The organism is Candidatus Flexicrinis affinis, assembly GCA_016716525.1.
Taxonomy (GTDB): domain Bacteria; phylum Chloroflexota; class Anaerolineae; order Aggregatilineales; family Phototrophicaceae; genus Flexicrinis; species Flexicrinis affinis.
In genome coordinates, this window is sequence record JADJWE010000001.1 from 1417174 (window position 1) to 1436675 (window position 19502).

The 19502-nt window shown below is 59.5% G+C and carries 15 protein-coding genes; 6 read left to right on the top strand and 9 right to left on the bottom strand.

Annotation, left to right across the window (positions count from 1 at the left end; all coding sequences use genetic code 11):
* Window positions 1–2 precede the first annotated feature (2 nt).
* Window positions 3–1796: an ABC transporter ATP-binding protein gene (locus IPM16_06020; protein ID MBK9122663.1), complete on the top strand. Its 1794-nt coding sequence runs from the start codon at window positions 3–5 to the stop codon at window positions 1794–1796.
* Between the two features lie 116 nt (window positions 1797–1912).
* Complete coding sequence (locus IPM16_06025; GenBank protein ID MBK9122664.1) at window positions 1913–3208, top strand: peptidylprolyl isomerase; 1296 nt, start codon at window positions 1913–1915, stop codon at window positions 3206–3208.
* A gap of 69 nt (window positions 3209–3277) precedes the next feature.
* On the opposite strand, the gene IPM16_06030 is transcribed toward IPM16_06025, so the two are convergent.
* The 5 genes from IPM16_06030 to IPM16_06050 all read right to left on the bottom strand — a co-directional run bounded on the left by IPM16_06030 (window position 3278) and on the right by IPM16_06050 (window position 9292).
* Window positions 3278–4207 carry an ABC transporter permease gene (locus tag IPM16_06030; GenBank protein ID MBK9122665.1) on the bottom strand — a complete coding sequence of 310 codons (930 nt, stop codon included), beginning with the start codon at window positions 4205–4207 and terminating at the stop codon, window positions 3278–3280.
* An 18-nt stretch (window positions 4208–4225) separates the two neighbouring features.
* Window positions 4226–5299 (bottom strand): ABC transporter permease, encoded by a 1074-nt coding sequence (locus tag IPM16_06035; protein ID MBK9122666.1) that lies wholly within the window; start codon window positions 5297–5299, stop codon window positions 4226–4228.
* A gap of 117 nt (window positions 5300–5416) precedes the next feature.
* A complete protein-coding gene (locus IPM16_06040) occupies window positions 5417–7204 on the bottom strand; it encodes a hypothetical protein (protein ID MBK9122667.1) in 1788 nt (595 codons plus the stop codon).
* Between the two features lie 188 nt (window positions 7205–7392).
* On the bottom strand, window positions 7393–8535 hold the full coding sequence (locus IPM16_06045) for a HAMP domain-containing protein (protein MBK9122668.1): 1143 nt from the start codon (window positions 8533–8535) through the stop codon (window positions 7393–7395).
* 49 nt (window positions 8536–8584) lie between these two features.
* Window positions 8585–9292 (bottom strand): response regulator transcription factor, encoded by a 708-nt coding sequence (locus IPM16_06050; protein ID MBK9122669.1) that lies wholly within the window; start codon window positions 9290–9292, stop codon window positions 8585–8587.
* A 155-nt stretch (window positions 9293–9447) separates the two neighbouring features.
* Here IPM16_06050 and IPM16_06055 point away from each other — a divergent pair, with 155 nt between their 5' ends.
* The gene (locus tag IPM16_06055; GenBank protein ID MBK9122670.1) at window positions 9448–9966 is read left to right on the top strand and encodes an SET domain-containing protein; all 519 of its coding nucleotides are present in this window, start codon (window positions 9448–9450) and stop codon (window positions 9964–9966) included.
* 4 nt (window positions 9967–9970) lie between these two features.
* Here IPM16_06055 and IPM16_06060 read toward each other — a convergent pair whose 3' ends face one another.
* From IPM16_06060 to IPM16_06075, 4 genes are all read right to left on the bottom strand, one after another.
* Window positions 9971–11110, bottom strand: coding sequence for an ABC transporter ATP-binding protein (locus IPM16_06060; protein MBK9122671.1), 1140 nt, complete (start codon window positions 11108–11110; stop codon window positions 9971–9973).
* A 92-nt stretch (window positions 11111–11202) separates the two neighbouring features.
* Window positions 11203–12297, bottom strand: a complete 1095-nt coding sequence (locus IPM16_06065; protein ID MBK9122672.1) for a spermidine/putrescine ABC transporter substrate-binding protein — start codon at window positions 12295–12297, stop codon at window positions 11203–11205.
* A gap of 23 nt (window positions 12298–12320) precedes the next feature.
* Window positions 12321–13184 carry an ABC transporter permease gene (locus IPM16_06070; protein MBK9122673.1) on the bottom strand — a complete coding sequence of 288 codons (864 nt, stop codon included), beginning with the start codon at window positions 13182–13184 and terminating at the stop codon, window positions 12321–12323.
* 76 nt (window positions 13185–13260) lie between these two features.
* Window positions 13261–13995, bottom strand: a complete 735-nt coding sequence (locus IPM16_06075) for an ABC transporter permease (protein ID MBK9122674.1) — start codon at window positions 13993–13995, stop codon at window positions 13261–13263.
* Window positions 13996–14332: 337 nt separating this feature from the next.
* On the opposite strand from IPM16_06075, the gene IPM16_06080 reads away from it, so the two are divergent.
* From IPM16_06080 to IPM16_06090, 3 genes are read left to right on the top strand one after another with little or no spacing between them, the layout of a single operon-like run.
* Window positions 14333–16459, top strand: a complete 2127-nt coding sequence (locus IPM16_06080) for a hypothetical protein (GenBank protein ID MBK9122675.1) — start codon at window positions 14333–14335, stop codon at window positions 16457–16459.
* On the top strand, window positions 16456–18681 hold the full coding sequence (locus IPM16_06085) for an ATP-dependent helicase (GenBank protein MBK9122676.1): 2226 nt from the start codon (window positions 16456–16458) through the stop codon (window positions 18679–18681). Before IPM16_06080 ends, IPM16_06085 begins: the two co-directional genes overlap by 4 nt.
* Window positions 18678–19451, top strand: a complete 774-nt coding sequence (locus IPM16_06090; GenBank protein ID MBK9122677.1) for a PD-(D/E)XK nuclease family protein — start codon at window positions 18678–18680, stop codon at window positions 19449–19451. The genes IPM16_06085 and IPM16_06090 overlap by 4 nt, the downstream gene beginning before the upstream one ends.
* Window positions 19452–19502 lie beyond the last annotated feature (51 nt).

Here is a 19502-nt window from a genome sequence, read left to right on the forward strand (position 1 = left end):
CCATGACGGTAATGCAACCGATCGCGTCGGTCGAGCGCGCAGAAGGAACGACGTTTAGCGACAGCTACCTGCTGTGGATGTTGGGTAAGTTCCTGCGTCCGTACGTGTGGCATTTGGCGTCTATTGGCGCGATGTTGGTCGGAGTGACGCTTCTCTCGCTTATTCCGCCGCTGATTATCCAGCGTGCGGTCGACGGACCCATTGCTAGCGGCGACACCTCCGGTCTCGTGCCGCTCGCCATCCTGTACACGTTGTGTGTGCCTGGGATCTTTGGCCTTCGTTTCCTGTACACCTACGTACTGCAGACTGTGGGTCAGAACGCACTAGCGGCGATTCGTCAGCGGCTGTTTGAGCACGTGTTGTCTCTTGACTCGCGTTACTTCAACACCACACCGGTCGGCCAAATCGTTTCGAAGCTGACAAGTGATGTCGAGACGCTCACTGAGCTTCTCTCGACCAGCATCGTAATGGTTGTCAGCAACGGGGTAACGCTGCTCGGCCTTGTTGTGGCCATGCTGCTTTTGAACTGGCAGCTCGCCGTAATTGGGCTGGGCGTTATTGTGCCGATGGTGCTGGCAACGATCTACTTCCGGCGTGGAATCCGACAGTTGTCTTCCCGCCTACACCGCATCGCCGCCGATTACCTGGCGTTCAACAACGAACGGTTCGCCGGCATGTTGGTCGTGCAGCTGTTCGGTCTGCAGAAGAAGAGCATCGAGCAGTTTGACGAGCTGAATCGCGCGCACCGGGACACACACATGGTGCTGCGTGATACCTATACGCGCTACTCATCGTTCAACATGGCGATGTCGGCGATAGGGCTAAGCCTTGTACTCGTCGGCGGCGTAATCGGGATTGCGAACGGCTGGGCCACGGTCGGAATCCTGCTGGCCATGATCCAGTATTCGCGGCGCAGCTTTGAGCCGATCTTGCTGCTTGCGGACCAGTTCTCGCAAATCCAGATGGCGCTGTCGGCCGGGGAACGCATGGCGCGCTTACTCCGCGTTGAAACCTCGATCCCCGAACCGGCTCAGCCGAAGCATGTCGTCGGCACCGAGAAGGAAATCACATTCGAGGACGTCACGTTCTCGTACGAGCCGGGTGCTCCGGTGCTGCGCGGGGTCAACCTGCACATTCCGGCCAACCAGCGGATCGCCATTGTCGGCGCGACAGGGGCAGGCAAGACGACTTTCGCGGGCTTGATCTCGCGGTTCTACGACGTGGATGAGGGGCGCATCTGCATCAACGGCGTCGACGTACGAGATTTGAGCAGTGCGGAACTGCGCGAGCTCGTAATGGTCGTCCCGCAAACACCGTACTGCTTTCACGGGACCATTGCCGAGAATCTGAAGCTGTTCGATCCGACAATTGACGACGATCGGATGTATGAGGCTGCCAAAGCCGCCTACGCCGCTCCGTTTATCGAGGCGCTTCCGGGCAGGTACAACTTCAAGTTGATGCCGGGTGGGGCGAATTTGTCGCAGGGACAGCGACAGCTTCTGGCGCTCGCCCGCGCACTTCTTCACAGCCCGCAAAGCATTCTGGTGTTGGATGAGGCGACCAGCAACATCGACACGGAGACCGAAATGCTGATCCAGCAGGCACTGGATGTCGTGCTATCCGGCCGAACCAGCATTGTCATTGCGCATAGACTGAGCACGGTCAAGAACAGCGATCGAATTCTGGTGATGCAGCGCGGCGAGATCGTAGAAGACGGGACACACAACGACCTGATGCTGCGCGGCGGCTTGTATCGCGCGCTCTACGAACGGCACTTCATTGACGATGCGGTCTAGGGTTCACGTCGACAAGATGAGCGGTTGAGTACTGTCTGCATACGGCATCTAGTGTAGGGCGAATATTCCAGTACAATCGGTCAAGCTTCCGGCATGAGTGAGAGGTTGTTCCCATAATGCGTCGATGGCCGCTGTTTCTGATTCTTTGTGCGGTGTTGTTGGTGACACCCGCTGCTGCGCAGCAGACCGGGGCGGACGCGGCCGAGTATGCCGAGGCGCCTGCAATCGTGACATCTGCCGGGACACCGGCGGAGCTGTGCGACTCGTATGAGGCCCCCGAGCGCGCGGCCGAGCAGTTCACCACTGCCGAAGACGTCCTCGAGCCCGGCGTCGACTATCGAGCCGTGTTTTGCACGGATGCCGGTGCGATCTATATCGACCTGCTTGAGGACCTCACGCCGCTGACGGTCAACAGCTTCGTGTTCCTCGCCTACAACGACTTCTACAACGGTACGATCTTCCACCGTGTCATTGCCGATTTCATGGCGCAGGGCGGCGACCCGACCGGCACTGGGGCAGGTGGCCCCGGCTATCAGTTCGCTGACGAGCCAGTGCCGTTTCTGTTCTTCGACCGTCCGGGTTGGCTGGCGATGGCCAATGCCGGGCCCGGAACGAACGGATCGCAGTTCTTTATCACCACGGCGACGGCACAGCATCTGGACTACCAACACACGATCTTCGGAGAGGTGTTGGAGGGGCAAGACAACGTCGACTCCATCCTGCTCCGCGATCCCGAGGCCGGTGGCGACGCGACGACTCTGAACGCGGTCCTCATCGTCAAAGATCCCACCCTGGTTGAATCGACGTACGCCGTACCTGAACCCCTAACGAGCGAAGCTATTGCGACGGCGCTCGGTAGTGACAGCGTGATCGCTGCCGCGGCGTCGTTGTTCGGGAATTTTCCGGCGCAAGAGGTCGCGGTGACGTCGGATAGTCAACCGGTCGCAGACGTCGCTGCCGCGCTGCCTGCGGCGGCGCGTGGGGCGCTTGTCGAACTCGCGGAGCTTTACGAGATCTCAACGGTGTTTCGCTCGGAAATGGCCGCAGTGAATTGCAGCCTCGACATCATCCCGTTTGTGTCGATCGGCTACACGCTGTACGAGACGCCCGATGCAGAGACGGCTGCCGCTGCGCTCGAAGATCCGGCGTTGACGACACTAGGAATTGCCAATGGGCAGACGCAGGTGGCCGGTTTTGCATACGGCAGCCCGGTGTATGTGGGTGAAACGTCCGGCTGTGATGCGACGGCGACGGCAGGGCGGGTGTTCTACACACGCGGGCGCTACATCGTGGAGGCCGAGACGGTGCTTCCAGCCGACTCGCCTTATACACCGGACCTGATCATCGGACGCCTCTCGTCGATCATCTTCGACCGCGCCCTTTCCGACGTCATGCGGTCCGACATTCGGTAAGTACCGCGCATCACTGAGACTGAAAACGGGGCCGATCGGCCCCGTTTTTTTTCGTTGTGGTAGTTGCGACTACTTCGTGCTGGTCGGATCGAACGCGTCGCGGACGCCGTCTCCGATGACATACAGGCACAGCACCGTGACCCAGATGCACAGCCCCGGCGGCAGGATGAGGTGAACGCCTCCTGCGCGGACATATTCCTGCGCATCGGTGAGCATATTGCCCCACGTCGCCTGCGGAATCTGAACCCCGAAGCCGAGGAAGCTGAGACCAGCTTCTGCGAGCATCAAGCCGCCAATTGAACGCATCAGCACGATAACCGTGATCGAGATCAGGTTCGGGGCGATGTGGATGAACATGATTCGCCAGACCGACGCGCCGAGAGCGCGAGCGCTCAGGACGTAGTCGAGATTGCGTATCTGAAGCGTTTGACCCCGTATCAAGCGCGTGACGCCTGTCCAACTGATTAACGCAATTACGAAGATCAGCGACTCGGCAGTCGGGCGGAAGAGCGCAGCGATGAGGATCAACAGGTACAGCGCGGGGATCGAGTCCAGCGTCGTGATGACCCAGTTCATGATGTCGTCGACGATGCCGCCGAAGAAGCCCGTGATCACGCCGAGGGTCAAGCCGACCGAAATCGAGATGATCGCGCCGAAGAACCCGATACCGAGGCTGACGCGCCCAGCATGCAGCAAACGCGCAAGCTGATCGCGACCGAGATCGTCTGTGCCCAGTATGTGGCCGGGGCTGCCCCAGCCCTGCATGCGGTTAAACGCATCGGTCGTGTTCGGGTCGATCTGCAGAATGTGCTGGGTGATGAGCGGGCCGAACAGAGCCAGCGTACTCAGCACAAGCAAGACGATCGCCGCGAACATGGTAAGCCGGTCGCGGAGCAATCGGTATATGGCACGCTGGAACAACGACTTGCTGACAATCGCCTCTTCGAGATTCGGCTCACCGAGCTGTGTGATCGAGGTGGCCTTAGATGTGGATGCCATATCGCGGGTTCCTCGCCACTAGTCGAAACGAATACGGGGATCGATGATCCCGTAGAGGATGTCAGATAACAGGTAGCCCAAAATGGTCGAGATCCCTGCGAACACGGTAGCCGCCATCACGATCGGGTAGTCTCGACTCGTGACTGCGGCGACGACCGTACGCCCGACGCCGGGCCAGTTGAAGATTGTCTCGGTGATTACGGCGCCTCCCCAGATACCGGCAATGGCCGGGCCAAGGAATGTCGCAATCGGGATCAAGGCGTTACGTGCGCCATGGCGCAGCCAAACCGTGCGGCTGCTCAAGCCTTTGGCCCGCGCTGTGCGCATGTAGTCCTGTGACACGACCTCCAACATCGATGCGCGCATAAACCGCGAGTAGGCGGAAATACCGCCGGTCGCAAGCACAAACGTTGGGAGGATCAGGTACTCGAGCCGCTGGAAAATCGGCGGACACGATGGATCCAGTGTTACGCGACATCGGTCGCCGAGTGGCAAGATCTGAAGCTGCGCACCGAAGATCAGCAGCAGCAAGATTGCCAGGAAGAAGATCGGAACGGCGTCAAACACCACGGCGAGGATGCGCGTGATGTGATCGAACCAGCGATCATGGTAGACCGCGGCGACCACGCCGACCAAGACGCCAATGGATGCGCCCACGACCAGCGATGCGACACCGAGTTCGATCGATGCGGGCAGTCGTTCCAAGATGATGGGTAATACTGCACGGCTTCGAACAAACGAGATGCCGAAGTCACCGCGCAGGATGCCGCGCCGGTCACCGGGGGGTAGGGGTTCTCCGTTCGGGCCAGTATGCCCGATCAAGAAACTCCGGTCGGCAATCTTGTCACCGTCCGTGTCCCAGCGCAGCCAGTCATCGCCTGCGAGCCAACGGAGGTACTGCACGGGGATCGGGTCACTGACGCCGAGCTGGATCTTCAGCGCCTCGACTTCGGCCGGCTTGAGGTTTGCACCGAATGCGAGTGCAGCGACTGGACCGCCGGGCGTGATCGCCATGAGAAAGTAGGACAGGATCGTAATCCCGAAGAAGATCGGGATCGCCTGTATCACGCGGCGAAGTACGTATTTATACATGGTTCGAACCCTAACACTAAACCAACAGCACAGCAAAAACACCCACCTAAGGGCATCCCCCCTCCACAGGTAGCGGAAGGGGGATGCTGATGCTCAGATTAGGCGCCTAGACCGTGCTTACGGGGCGACGAACCAGGATTCTTCATTCCACAGAACCTCGAGCGAAGCCTGTGGGCGCGGGTCCCAACCCTCGATGCTTAGCTGACCAACGGCAAGGGTCTGAGCGATACCAATCCAGATCCACGGGCTTTCATCGTGGAGGATGGTGTACGCTTCGCCGTACAGGGCCTTGCGCTCGTCGATATCGCAGCCGGGCAGGGCCCGGGCGGTATCGAGCAGCTCGTCAACACGGGCGTTGTAGTACGAGCCGGTGTTGAATCCGCTGCCGGGGATATCGGCTTGCGTCGAGAAGGTGGCGCTGACGCCGTCCGGATCAAACGGGAAGCCGAAGCCCCAGAAGATCATGATCGCATCGTAGGTCTGGCCGGTCAGGTCGTCGACGAGCACGTTGAAGTCGATCGCCGAGAAGTTGACCTTCACGCCAAGACGGCCCCACTGATCCTGCAAGAGGACGCCAAGGGCTTCCTGAGAGGTGTTGCCAGCATTGGTCAGCAGTTCGAATTCCATTGGCGAACCCGCGAACGCCGGATCGACCGACAGGTAGTCGCAACTCACGCATTCACGCACGCCATCACCGTCTTCGTCGACCCATCCGGCCTCGTCCAGAAGCTGGTTGGCCATGTCAGGATCGAACGGATAGACCTCAAGGTCGGTCGGGAAGGCCCAGTCATCAGGGCGGCTGTGGGTCGGCATCTGGATGCCAAGGCCTGCGAACACGCCTTCATTGATCTCCGCGAAGTTCATGCCGTAATTGAGCGCCTGGCGAACTTTCAAGCCGCCGGGGGTCGCAACGCCGTCAAGGGTGTAGCCACCGAAGATCGGATGCTGGCTCTGATCGAGGCGATTGCCTTCTTCGTCAAGTGCCGGCTGCGGGTTGTTCGGGTCGGCCATGTTGAAGCTGAGGAAGCGGGTGTTTGCGCGGGTGCTGTAGTGGCCGTAATACTCGCCGTTGGCAACGCGCTCGCCAAGTTCTGGAACGCGGGCAGTCGGAACGCCCATGTAGGTCAGCTGACCAACAAGGAACTGCTCAGTCTGAACCGTCTGATCTGCAACGTTCTTGTAGATCCAGCCCTGAGGGACCACGACGCCATCGACCCACTCAGTGTTGGCGGCCAACGTGACCTGTTCGCCCGGACGGAAGTTCAGGAAGTTCCACGGGCCCGCAGTCACCGCCGGGTTGAGGTTTTCTTCGCTGTCGTTCATGTCAGCACGCTCAGGGAAGATCTGGTTGTAGTAGTGGGCCGGAACAACCTGCAGGGCACCAGCGCTATCGATGGCGTTGCAGTCCGGGTTGTTGAACGTGACGACCACGGTCGTCGCATCGGGCGACTCGACGTTGGCGATGATATCGCGGAGGTCGACGAACGAACCGGAGAGGTTGACCGACGGATCCTGCACCGAATCCCAGAAGTACTGGACATCGGCGGAGGTGACGGGGGTGCCATCGCTCCAGAACAGGTCGTCGCGCAGCGTGAAGGTGTAAACGAGGTTGTCATCCGACACGGACCAGTCGGTCACGAGCGCCTGTTCCGCGCCGGGAGCCCAGAAGCCGGTCTCGTCATCGAGCCCGATGAAGTCCGGGAAGATGCGGCCGATGATCGTGTTAGAGGTTCCATCGTTCGACAGAATCGGATTGAACGTGGCGGGGTCAGCGCCGAAGTTCGGCAGGATGAGCGGAGTGCCGGAGGCGGCAGTCGGCTCGTCCTGAGCGGCGACCGGCACAACCAATGCTGCGATAAGCAGCATCAGCATGCCTGCAACCACGATGCGGGAAAGATGCTTCATGTGACTTTCTCCCCATGTACTTGAGACTATAGGTTCGGCGCCCCAGTGCACCGAATGCGCCCGGCAAACCGGGCGTGGACTTACAATATGGCACCCACGATGATCCACCGCAGGCGTCCCGTACGAAATCCACGCTAGAAATTAACACATCCGGTTGGGTTTTCCAGCGAAAACCTGTTGGGTTTCTGTTAGTTTACACGCTCAACTGGGCTTGGGATGTCCATCTCAGGCACTGCCACGGGGTTCGGAAGCGTGAACTCGAAGCGTGATCCCGCGCCAATACTGCTCGTTACCGAGACTTTGCCGCCATGAGCCTCTACAAGCTGCCGCACGATCGATAGTCCGATGCCGGTGCCTCCAGTGGCACGGGTACGGGAGGGGTCGGCGCGGTAGAAGCGCTCGAACACGTTCGGCAGGTGTTGCGGTGCTATGCCTGAGCCGTTATCGGAAACGCTCACGGTAGTCTCTGAGGCGCTGCTAACCAACTCCACCGTGATTGTGCCACCTGCCGGTGTGTGTTCAACGGCATTTGACAGCAAGTTCGTCAGCACCTGCTTGATCCGATCAGGATCGATGCGATGAAACGCGGGGAAAGCTGTGTCGACGTGCATACGAAGCTTGTGCGATTGACCACGGCTGTCGCCGAAAGACGTGCATACTTCGAAGATCAGTCGGGTGACGTCGCAGATCTCAGGCCGGAGATGGAGCTGACCGGCCTCAGCGAGTGTGAGTGTCTGCAGGTCTTCGACGAGACGCGTCAGAAGCTGAGACTCGCCATACAGCGAGTCGAAAAGCTGCACGCGAGGCTCGATAACCCCATCGCGCAACCCTTCCATGTAGCCCTGAATGTTTGAGAGCGGTGTACGAAGTTCATGCGCAACGTCGCTCACCATATTTCGGCGAAGCCGTTCGGCCCGTTCAAGGCTGTCGGCCATGTTGTTGAAGGACTTTGCGAGCGCACTGATTTCGTCATCCGCTTTGACGCGCACGCGCTGGTCGAGGTGACCATCTGCCATTTTTCGCGCCGCAGTGGTCATCTCCTCGATGGTAAGCAAACGAGGGAGCAGCAGCAGTGTAACAAGCGCGAGCGCTACAACGCCGGTAATGATGACGACGATCGTAATTACGCGATTGACGGACGTGACGTATTCCTGCTGTAGGCCGGCGGTCGCCTCGTCGTAATACACCTCGACCACGAGACCCTCGCCAAAATCAGCGCGGGCGATGCCTTGTCCGATCTCTTCGACGAACAAATTGCGGGCTTCGTCGGACTGGATCAGGAATCGCTCAAAGCGTTCGGTGACGCTGGTAGAAGCCAGCCAACCCGACAACGCCGACGTGGCCGCGATGATAACGATGGTTCCGACGGTGATCTTGAACCTAAGGCTTTTGAGGAGCGGGACTGTACGTGAACCGGTAGCCCACGCCAAAGACCGTCTGAATGCACTCTGCAATATCTCTGTCATGCTCGAGCTTCCGCCTCAGATTCATGATGTGATAGTCGACCGTACGCTCTAGGCTCTCGGTGTCGGAACCGAATGCGCCCTCGAGCAGCTGCTGCCGGCTAAAGACCCGGCCGGGCTCGCGCGCCATCAGCACGAGCAGCTTGAACTCGCGTGGTGTCAGCGTGATTTCCTGGTCGCGAATACGGACTTCGTGCCGGGCGAGCGAGACGGTAAGGTCACCGAACTGCAGCAGATCTTGCGAGTCTCGCTGAAGCGAGCGGTTGCGTCGCAGGACAGTCCGCACGCGCGCGACGAGCTGCCTCGGGCTGAATGGCTTCGTAACGTAGTCATCGGCTCCAAGCTCAAGGCCCAGCAGGATGTCGTCTTCAGTCGAACGGGCCGTTAGCATCACGATCGGAATGTCGTGGTTTGTCCGGAGGATTCGCGTGACATCCAGACCGTCGACGCGGGGCAGCATGAGGTCTAGCACGATCAAGTCCGGCTGCTTCTCGCGTGCCACGTCGAGAGCGTCACGACCGTTGTCCGCGGTCAGCACTTGCCAGTGCTCTTTTTCGAGATAGGCCTTGATGAGGTCGACGGTCATCGGATCATCGTCGACGACGAGGATACGTGGTGTGGCCATGACGTTGTTCGGCTTTCAACTTCCTTGGGATGTTGTGAATGATTATACAGCCAGTTTCACGAGGGCAGGAATTCGGGCTTGACTTCCGCGTACGTCTGCTAGAATCCTGCGCACTGGCCGAGAACGACCTTACACCCTCCGAGGAGCTACAAACCATGCTTCACCCCCATGTTGTGGTGGCTGAAGGCGAGACCATTCACGGTAAGGGTTTGGTTGCGGTTGCGTTGATCAAAGCGGGCGAGTTCGTAAGCAAGCTGGAACCCTTCCAGCCCCACTATGACATAGCTGATGTGATGGCAAAGAGTCCCGAGGACGTTGATCACATACTGCACGTTGCGTACCAGAATTCTGCGACGACTCTGGTTGCCGAACAGGGCGACGAGCGGTTCATGAACCATAGTTGTGATCCGAATACGTGGTGGGCTGACGACAATACGATGGTAGCCCGTCGCGACATCCTTCCAGGTGAAGAACTTACTTACGACTACGCCACAACGGACATCACGATACCGTTTGTCATGACGTGCCACTGCGGCGCGACAAACTGCCGTGCTGTAGTCACAAACCGCGATCACGTGAATCCCGATTGGCAGCGCCAGTACGGCGAGATGCTTCCAGCGCATACGCTTGCTGCAGTACGCGCGGCTTCAAGCGCCGGGCAGGACGTCGCTTAGTGGACTAGTGGGTGAGGACGCGCGTGCTGTCGCGGCCCCAGCTCAGGACGACCGCGTCCCGCTCCTTGAAGGATGTCGTACGCTGGCCGAGTACATTCTGTACCCGCACGTTGACCGTCTGCCCGCCGCCTATGCGCACCATGTAGCGCGTATCGGTGCCCATATAGTGCACGCTGATGACATGACCGGCAACGGAGTTCACGGCATCGACGCGCGCCGGGCGATCTGAGTCGCCTGAGGCCTCGTTGTAGGGCCGAATCGCGATGCGTTCAGGACGTACCGCGAGCGTTACTTGCTGCTCAGGCTTGACAGTATCTTCCCACGCGCCGGCGAGTTCGGTCTCCCCGTTGATGTCGACGTACGCGTAGTCGTCATCTGCGATGTTGACAGTCCCACTCAGGAAATTCGTTTCGCCGATGAAATCGGCAACAAAACGGGTCGCCGGGGACTCGTAAATCTCCTCGGGCCGCCCCACTTGCAACAGCTCACCGCCGTTCATCACTCCGATTCGATTTGCCATCGTCAGCGCTTCTTCTTGATCGTGCGTGACATAAACGAACGTAATGCCGACCTGCTGCTGCATTTCCTTAAGCTCGAGCTGCATTTCGCGCCGGAGTTTCAGGTCGAGCGCACCCAATGGCTCGTCGAGCAGTAGGACTTTCGGCCGCTTGACGATTGCACGGGCGAGCGCGACGCGTTGCTGCTGGCCGCCCGACATCTCGCGCGGTTTCCGGTTCATCGCGCTCGGAAGACGCACGAGTTCGAGCGCTTCGACTGCGCGCTTCTGTGCTTCCTGTTTCGGCACACGATCCATCTGCAGCCCGAACATGACGTTCTGCAGAACGGTCATATGTGGGAAAAGCGCATAATCCTGAAACACCGTGTTGACCGGACGGTAGAAAGCGGGAACGCCCTGCATCGGACGGCCATCGATCAGGATCTGGCCGGACGTGGGCTGCTCAAACCCAGCAATCAGACGGAGTGTCGTTGTCTTGCCGCATCCGCTTGGCCCCAAGAGGGCAAAGAACTCGCCGTCGTAAATATCGAGGTTCAGGTTATGAACTGCTCGAACGGCGTTGGCTTCGCCAGCACGGATGGGGAATTCCTTATGTACGTCAATGAGCTCGACTTTTGCGTCTGCCATGGGTTTGTCCTGTAGTGGTATGAGCTTGCGCGCATCAAGAGGGGCGAGGTATCGCGTACCTCGCCCCTCGTAGTAGGTTTCGGGACGACTAGCTACATGCCAGTCATGATGACGACTTCGTCCCAAGCGTCGTTGTAGAGCTGCTCCGCCTCTTCACCGACGTCGAGGATGAAGTACATCGAGTCCAGCGTCTCCTCCGGCGGGTTGCCAGCGGGGTTGGCAAGGAAGTCCGGATCGATCAGGTCGCCCTCAACTGCCTCGCGATTGGGCGATGGATAGTAGATCGTGTTGACGATGGCAGCATGGACATCCTTGTCCATCATGTAGTCCATGAAGACCTGCGCCAGTTCAGGATTCGGTCCGTCCGCCAGCAGCACGATACTTGTGAGATCACGGATGGCGCCGACCTGCGGGACGGCGTAGCGCAAGTTGTCACACTCGCACTCGGAGATCTGCTGGAACACATCGCCGCCGTATTCGACCGCGATATCGACTTCACCCTGCGCGAGAAGGGCATCCCCGTCGTCGCCCGCGATGGCGACCACGTTACTGCTGTTGTCGATCAGGAACTGCTTGGCCTGATCGATCTCGTCGGGGTCAACCGAGTTCGGTTCGAGGCCCAACACACTCAGCGCGATCGAGAGCATCGCGCGTGGGCTGTCCACCCACGCGACGCGACCCTCATAGGTGAAGATCTGTTCCCAGGTGGTGATTTCTTCGCCGGTACGGTCGATGTCGTAACCGATGCCCGTTGTGCCCCACACGTAGGGTACAGAGTGCATGTTGCCGGGATCGAAGTAGGGATCAAGGTAGATCTCGTAGTTATTGGCGAGGTTCGGGATGTTGTCGTGGTCGATCTCAGCCGCCAACCCCTCGCGAATCATGATCGCAACGGCGTAATCGGTCGGGAAGGCGATGTCGTAGCCCGGGTTGCCTTGACGCAGGCGGGCAATCAGCGACTCGTCGCTGTCGTAGACGTCATAAAGCACGGTCACACCGCACAACGCCTCGAAATCTGCTACGGTGTCATCGCCGATGTAGGTGGCCCAGTTGAAGATGCTGAGCGTCTGTCCTTCGAAGCCTTCAGGGCATGTCCACGCGGTGTCGACGGCGGTTTCGACCGAGTCTTGTGCCACTGCTCCTGTCAGGAGCGTGGCAAGAACTATGAATGCAACGAGAATACGCATGGGTTTCCTCCTCTTGATGTGGGCTACTGGCGCGTGTACGGGCGATCGGCGTAACGGTTCTGCAGCATGAGGGATACGCCGACGACGATGGTTGAGAACACCAACATGAGCGTCGACAGGGCGTTTACCTCGGGCGTGACGGCCGTCTTGATCAGACCATACACAAACATGGGCAGGGTGGTCGTGCCGACGCCGGCGTTGAAGAACGTGACCACCAGATCGTCCATCGACAGCGTCAATGCCAACAGGCCGCCGGCGACGATGCCCGGCATGATGAGCGGCAGCGTAATCCGACGGAACGTCTGCCACGTGTTCGCGCCGAGGTCGTTGGCCGCTTCTTCGAGCCGCGGATTCATGTTGGCAAGGCGCGCGCGCACGACAATCGCGACATACGAGATGTTGAACGCGACGTGACCGATGATGATCGTTCCAAAGCCGGGAGTCGCCCGCATACCCGCGGACGTGTCAAGGAAATCGAACACGATCTTGAAGAAGATCGCCAGCGATACGCCCTGAGTGATTTCCGGTATGACGACCGGCAGAAACATGAGACCGTCTACGATTCGCTTGCCCGGGATTTGGCTGCGCGCGAGGCTTAACGCGATCATCGTTCCGAGCACGGTCGCGATCAACGTGCTGACCAATCCGACCAGCAGTGTGTTCGACAGCGCCTGCATCATCAGTTCAGTGGAGAATCGCGCCTCGGTGCCCATGACGCCGCTGAAGATATTCGTGTACCAGCGCAGCGTAAATCCCTGCCACGTGTCGACCGAGCGGGAGTCGTTGAAGCTGAACAGCACGAGGAGCAGGATGGGAGCCCACAGGAAGAAGTAGGCCGTGAGCGGAGTTGCGACAAGCCCGACCTTGCCGACCGACCGAACCACCATACCGAACCGCACGTTATCCGCACGGGTGATAGCGGGGCTGTCGACGGCGGAGCGCGTAATCACAGAGTTGCCCACGTTACTTCTTCTCCTCACCGAAGCGCGCATAGACCAGCAGCGCGACGACAACGACCATCATCATTACGACCGATAGTGCGGCGCCGAGCGGCATGTTTCCGTTCCCGCTGTACTGGTTCTGGATCAGGTTGCCGATCATCAGTCCGCGGGTACCGCCCAGCAGATCGGACGTGACAAACGTCCCGATTGCGGGAATGAACACCAGAATGCAACCGGCGATCACGCCCGGCATCGTCAACGGGAGCATGATGCGCCAGAACGACGTCACGTCGTTGGCACCGAGATCGTTCGCCGCCTCGATATACCGGTGGTCAAACCGGCTGAGGGACGCGTAGATCGGCAAGACCATGAACGGCAGGAATCCATACACCAGACCGAGGACGACCGCGAACTCCGTGTTGAGGAGGTTGAGCGGCTCGGTGATGATGCCGGTGTTCAGTAGTGCGCTGTTTATGAGCCCTTCACGACCCAAGATCACGCGCCAAGCGTAGGTGCGGATCAGGAAGTTTGTCCAGAAAGGCAGAATGACGAGAAACAGCGCAAACTGCCGCCCGAAAGCGGTCTTGCGACGCGTGATGAAGTAAGCGAGCGGGTATCCCGCAACGAGGCAGATTGCCGTAGTGAGCAGCGCGACCAGAATACTGCGCTGAAGGACAATCCAGAATGTGTCGAATACGCGGGTGTACTGATCGAAGGTGAATGGCAGTACCGCTGAACCGCCTGATCCCCGGCTCATCAGGCTGATGATGAGGACGATGATTAGCGGCAGAAGGAAGAAGAGGCCCAACCAAAGCAAGGCGGGCAGGGCAAGCAGGATGCCCCCGGCCTTATTTTCGCTGTGAGTCGTCACTCGGGCGGCCAAGTTCCGTGCTCCTGATTGTAGATCAACTTGCAAGACAACATGATGAATTCTCCCGTCTGGAGGCGAAAGGATGTGTCGCGTGGCTGAGGGGAATATCTTAGCGCATGATGCGCAGGATTCAAGTTAAAACATCGCCATTTTGACCCGTGGCAACGTTCAATACGATATTGTGCGTCGAATACATTGAAATTAGGTTAGAATCAGCATACGCATGATCTTCGACAAGAAACGATTCTCGAAACTGGTTGGACAATCCACTTACGTGATGAATGAAGCACAGACCACGGCAATCGAAGCGGCCGTTTCGGGTCATGTGTTCGCGTCCGGGCCGGCAGGCTCCGGCAAGACGACAGCGGCCATAGAAGTCGTTCGCCGCTGGGTTCACGGCGGAGCGCGAACGTTCGAAATCGTTGTTATCGTGCCGCAGCGAACGCTGGGCCAGCGCTACCGCGATGCCCTCCCTGACGTACGTGTAGAGATCACGACGTATGCCAGCATCGTGCGTCGTGCGCTAGACCTGTTCTGGCCCGCTGTGGGAGATCAGTGCGGACTGGGCGTCGTGCGCGAGCAGCCGCTCTTCCTCACGAGCGAGACGGCCACAGCGCAGATGGGCCTTCTGCTCGATCCCATGATTGACGATCGACGCCTGTTTGACAGCGTACGAATGCCACGTCTTCGGATCTACGGCCAGGTCCTCGATAACTTAAACAAGTCGGCGCTGGTCGGTTTTCCGCACGACGAGATCGGCAACCGACTGAAGGGGGCGTGGCTGTACGAAGATCAACAGGCACGCATGTATGACGACGTTCAGTTCGCCGCTTCGACCTTCCGCGCATACTGCATTGAACATGGCTTGCTAGACTACTCGCTTGCTGCAGAGCTGTTTCAGCGCCACGTTGTTCCGCTAAAGTCGTTCCGAACTTGGGCCGAGCAGTCAATGCGCAGGATCGTGTACGACAATCCGGAAGAGGACGTACCTGCTGCGCACGATTTCGTGCTCGGATTCCTGGAGTCGGCTGCGGCATCGATTGTTGCTTATGACAAAGGTGGAGGAATTCGCCGTTTCTTGGGTGCCGATGAAGTCAGCGCAGGGCGCTTCGCCGCGTCGGCCGACGTGCAAGTTGAGTTCGTCGAGCCGGTGACGCCGGCACGGCGCTTCGAGCCATTGGTGTCCGCGTTAGAGAGCTACTTCATTGGCGCCCGATCGGTATCGAGCGAGGCGGGGTCCGGCGACAGCGTTGAACTGATCGCATACCGGTTCCTTCCGGAGATGTTGGACGGTACGGTGCGTCAGATTGGCGATCTGATCGATGTCGAAGGCGTGGATCCAGACGACATCTGTGTCGTCACTCCATATTTGAGCGATGTCGTCAGATTTGCGCTGGAAACCCGACTTCGGACGCGGAACATACCGTTTCGGTCCACCCGTCCCTCGCGCCCGCTGAACAGCGAGCCGATCGCGAATGCGGTGCTGGTGGCGGCGTCGACTGCGTTCCCAGCTTGGCACATGCCGATCGAACGCACGCAGTTCGCCGCGGCGCTTGTAGAACTGATCGATGCCTGCGATCCAGTACGCGCCGGCCTGCTGGCGGCGACGCTGCGTGTCGGGAGGCCGTTGGCTGAAGCTGACAGCCTTTCGGATCAGCTTCGGCGGAGATTGCCCGACTCGGTCCTCGAAAGTTATGAGCGAATGCGCGTGTGGCTGGTCGATGCCGCCCACCGACACGACGCCTCCTCAGAGCTTGCCACGCTGCTTGGTTCGTTCTACTCCGAAGCACTGACACAGCCGGGTTTTCGGCTGTATGAGCGGCCTGAAGCCGGTCACGTGGTCGCAAACTTGATCGACGCGCTTGCGGAACATATCGAACTTGCAAAGGCGATGGACCGCGATGTCTCGGGGGCGGATCTGTTCGGTGGGTTCCTGTCCGGACGGTTGGGTCAGCAGGGGCTGGTCGATCCGCGCGGAACACTGACACAGCCTTCCGTACTCGTGGGTCCGGCGCACACGTTCCTGATGCTGAATCGAGCCGTTGCCCATCAGTTCTGGCTGGATGTCGGCAGCAGTGGATGGACCGAGCGGTTGCATCAACCGTTGGGGCAGCCCTATGTCCTTTCTCGACAATGGCCGGCAGGGCGCGTATGGACCAGTGTTGACGACGCAGCGGCCAACGCGCTCGGCAGCGCGCGACTTGTCAGTGGATTACTCCGGCGCTGCACGGAGCGGGCATGGTTGAGCTACTGCGTCTACAGCGAACAGGGTATCGCGCAGCAGGGGCCATTGCTGAGCGCACTGCAGGCCGTGCGCCTTGAGGCCGAAGTGGGTGGGGGAGGCGCATGACGACAGCTGACTTCATACCACGCAGTGGCCAACTCGAGGTGCTCCGGTATCGCGGAGGACGCCTCGCGGTGGCGGCCGTTCCCGGAAGCGGCAAGACCCGGACGCTGGCGGCGCTCGCCGCCGACCTGATCTCGGAGCGCGCAGTCGGACCGGGCCAAGAAGTCCTGATCGTTACGATGACCAACTCAGCCGCCGAAAACTTCGCTTCTCAGGTTGCGGGCTTTGTGACGGCGCGCGGCCTGATTAGCGGCGTCGGATATCGTGTCCGGACAATTCACGGTCTCGCAAACGATATCATTCGCGACCGGTCTGCACTGGTAGGATTGCCGCAGTCGTTTCCGATCCTCGACGAAGCCGGTGCTGAACAGACTTTGCTCGAAGCCGTCTCAGAGTGGCTGCGCGCCAATCCGAACTGGTTTGTGCCGTATTCTGCCAATCAAGACCCCGGCTCCGGCGCACGCCACGGCATGCGCTGGCGCGATCGCTTCGAGCGTATGGTGCGCGCCTACTTGCGCGAGGCCAAGGATCTGCAGCTCTCGCCAGACGAAGTCGCAGGGCTGGCCGACGAGTCGGATCCCGCCTTCGCGGCGCTTAACGCTGCTAACGCCGTGTATCGGCTGTATCAGGCTGCCTTGAATTATCAGGGTGCGGTCGACTTTGCCGACCTGATCCGCCTGGCGCTCGAGATTCTCAATCGTGACGCAGACTACCGCGCCGTGCTCGCCAAACGTTGGCCGTTTGTGTTGGAAGACGAATCACAGGACAGTTCGCGCCTTCAGGAGCTTCTTCTGCGCAGATTGACCGAGACGGACGGGAATTGGGTGCGGGTGGGCGACCCAAACCAGGCCATCTACGAGACGTTTACGTCGGCAAGCCCCGAATTCTTGCGGCGCTTTCTGCGGGAGGCAGGCGTCGCAGTTGTCGAGATGGCGTACTCGGGCCGGTCGGCAGAACCGATTATTGCCCTCGCAAATCGCCTGTCCGTATGGTCGCGAGAAGATCATCCGTGGGACGAGCTGAGGGCGATGCGTCCGCTCGAACCGCCGCTAATCCGGCCAGTTCCCGACAACGACCCTCAGCGAAACCCGGCAGCGGAGTCTGCCCGTATCTACCTCGATGCGGAAGCACGGACGCCAGATGAGGAACGTGAACGCGTTGTAAGTTCGGTGGTTCGCGCGATCGAGGCGGATTCGAACACGTCGATCGCCGTTCTTGTGCCCAGCAACAGTGACGGCGCCAAGATGGTCGAATTGCTTGGCCAGCGTGGTGTACCGTGCCGGGAACTGCTGAGGACGACATCGAAGACCCGGACTGCGTTGGCAGCGCTGGTTAGTCAGATCAAGGCCATTGCAAAGCCCTACGAGACGCGGCCGCTGAGCGAAGCGTTCTTGGCATACGCCGATCTCATGCAGACAGTGCCATCCGACGAGCGACGTGCGTTGGAGCAGGCGGCAGATCGACTGCTGTCGGTTCAACCGGAGGATGTGTTGTTCCCGCAGAACGCCGAAGCCTTTGCGATTCCTTCTGCGGTTGAAGAGGTGCTGCAGTCTGCACCTGGCGCGCTGGCCCTACTCATACAGTTTCTGGAGAATCTGCGGTCATGGCATTGGGCTATCGTGCTCCCGATTGATCGGCTGTTGCTGACCGTGGCGGTCGATCTGTTTCGCGAGCCGTTTCAACTCTCTGTCGCATACTCGGTAGCTGGTGCACTACGACGGGAACTTGAACTTTCAGGCTCGGCGTCGATTGGCCATGCTATCGCATACCTGAGCGACATCGTGGACAACCGGCGGACGGTGTACGGTATCGGTGATGACGCGGTCGATCCGACTGCTGCGGGGGTAGTCACCGTGGCTACAATGCATAAGGCGAAAGGGCTTGAGTGGGACCGCGTCTACCTCATGTCTGTAAGTAACTATGAATTCCCGGCTGGCGACCCGGACGACATCTATCGGGGTGAGCATCCGCTTGTACGTGACAGTCTGAGCCTTGAAGACGAGATTATAGCGCAGGTGCAAGCCCTTCACTCTGACGTGGATTATGTCGAGGGGGCGGCGTCACTGCGTGCGCGCTTGAACTACGCTGCGGAACGTCTCAGGCTGCTGTATGTTGGGATTACGCGGGCACGTCGGGAGTTAGTCATAACGACCAACAGCGGGCGCGGCCAGGCACGTCCGGCCGTGCCTCTCATCGCGCTCGAGAATTGGCTGCGGAACCAATGACGAACACGATTTCACAGTCAACCATTCGGGATTTCTTGACCTGTCGTTACCTATATCTATTGAAACATAAGCGGGGTCTCGTGCCTGCCACTGAAGACTCTGCCGAAGGGAGCGAGCGGCAAGTTGCAGCACGGCGAGGACAGCAATTTCACCGTGCGGCACAGCAGTACTTTTCAGGACTCGATAGCGATTCAGTGCAGTCTACGATACAGGACAGCGCGGTCCGAGCTTGGTTCGAGCAGTTCGTTGACCGCGGGATCATCGGAGTGCCCGACAATCGAAGCGTTGAAGCATGGGTTACCGCACCCCTTGCGGACCGCGTGCTGGTCGCACGCTACGACCTGATAGCGTGGGACAGTGACAGACTCGTGATCTGTGACTGGAAGACCGGTTCACGACCGTCAGAGGACCCGCGCACGCAGATTCAGACCATAGTCTATCGTTATGTAGCCGCCCGAGGCGCACGCGCCGCAACGGGTGTGGCATACGCACCAGATCAAATCGAAGTTCGCTACTGGTATGTGAGAGACTCGGCGCCGGTTCTTCAAATTGCGTATAGTCAAGAGGAATTTGAGCGTGATAAAGCACACCTCGAGGCGTTGATTGCTGAGGTCGCCTCCTGCACTGACTTCCCCAAGACCGAGAATCTCGAAGCATGCGGGGCCTGCTTGTACAGGGCCGTGTGCCGTCCGGATGTCCCGGCCCGTGCGTGGCTGCCTGACGACGACGATTCCCTCGTGCCTGATGACGCAGGATGGAGCGAACTCTAGACACAGAATCAGCGGCCCGCGGGCCGCTGATCTGCTAGTCGACGTTCGAGA

Bases quoted from the DNA above. Each gene is read 5' to 3' on its own strand.
- IPM16_06020 (MBK9122663.1), top strand. From the start codon at position 3: ATGACGGTAATGCAACCGATCGCGTCGGTCGAGCGCGCAGAAGGAACG.
- IPM16_06025 (MBK9122664.1), top strand. From the start codon at position 1,913: ATGCGTCGATGGCCGCTGTTTCTGATTCTTTGTGCGGTGTTGTTGGTG.
- IPM16_06030 (MBK9122665.1), bottom strand. From the start codon at position 4,207: ATGGCATCCACATCTAAGGCCACCTCGATCACACAGCTCGGTGAGCCG.
- IPM16_06035 (MBK9122666.1), bottom strand. From the start codon at position 5,299: ATGTATAAATACGTACTTCGCCGCGTGATACAGGCGATCCCGATCTTC.
- IPM16_06040 (MBK9122667.1), bottom strand. From the start codon at position 7,204: ATGAAGCATCTTTCCCGCATCGTGGTTGCAGGCATGCTGATGCTGCTT.
- IPM16_06050 (MBK9122669.1), bottom strand. From the start codon at position 9,292: ATGGCCACACCACGTATCCTCGTCGTCGACGATGATCCGATGACCGTC.
- IPM16_06055 (MBK9122670.1), top strand. From the start codon at position 9,448: ATGCTTCACCCCCATGTTGTGGTGGCTGAAGGCGAGACCATTCACGGT.
- IPM16_06060 (MBK9122671.1), bottom strand. From the start codon at position 11,110: ATGGCAGACGCAAAAGTCGAGCTCATTGACGTACATAAGGAATTCCCC.
- IPM16_06065 (MBK9122672.1), bottom strand. From the start codon at position 12,297: ATGCGTATTCTCGTTGCATTCATAGTTCTTGCCACGCTCCTGACAGGA.
- IPM16_06070 (MBK9122673.1), bottom strand. From the start codon at position 13,184: ATGGTGGTTCGGTCGGTCGGCAAGGTCGGGCTTGTCGCAACTCCGCTC.
- IPM16_06075 (MBK9122674.1), bottom strand. From the start codon at position 13,995: ATGAGCCGGGGATCAGGCGGTTCAGCGGTACTGCCATTCACCTTCGAT.
- IPM16_06080 (MBK9122675.1), top strand. From the start codon at position 14,333: ATGATCTTCGACAAGAAACGATTCTCGAAACTGGTTGGACAATCCACT.
- IPM16_06085 (MBK9122676.1), top strand. From the start codon at position 16,456: ATGACGACAGCTGACTTCATACCACGCAGTGGCCAACTCGAGGTGCTC.
- IPM16_06090 (MBK9122677.1), top strand. From the start codon at position 18,678: ATGACGAACACGATTTCACAGTCAACCATTCGGGATTTCTTGACCTGT.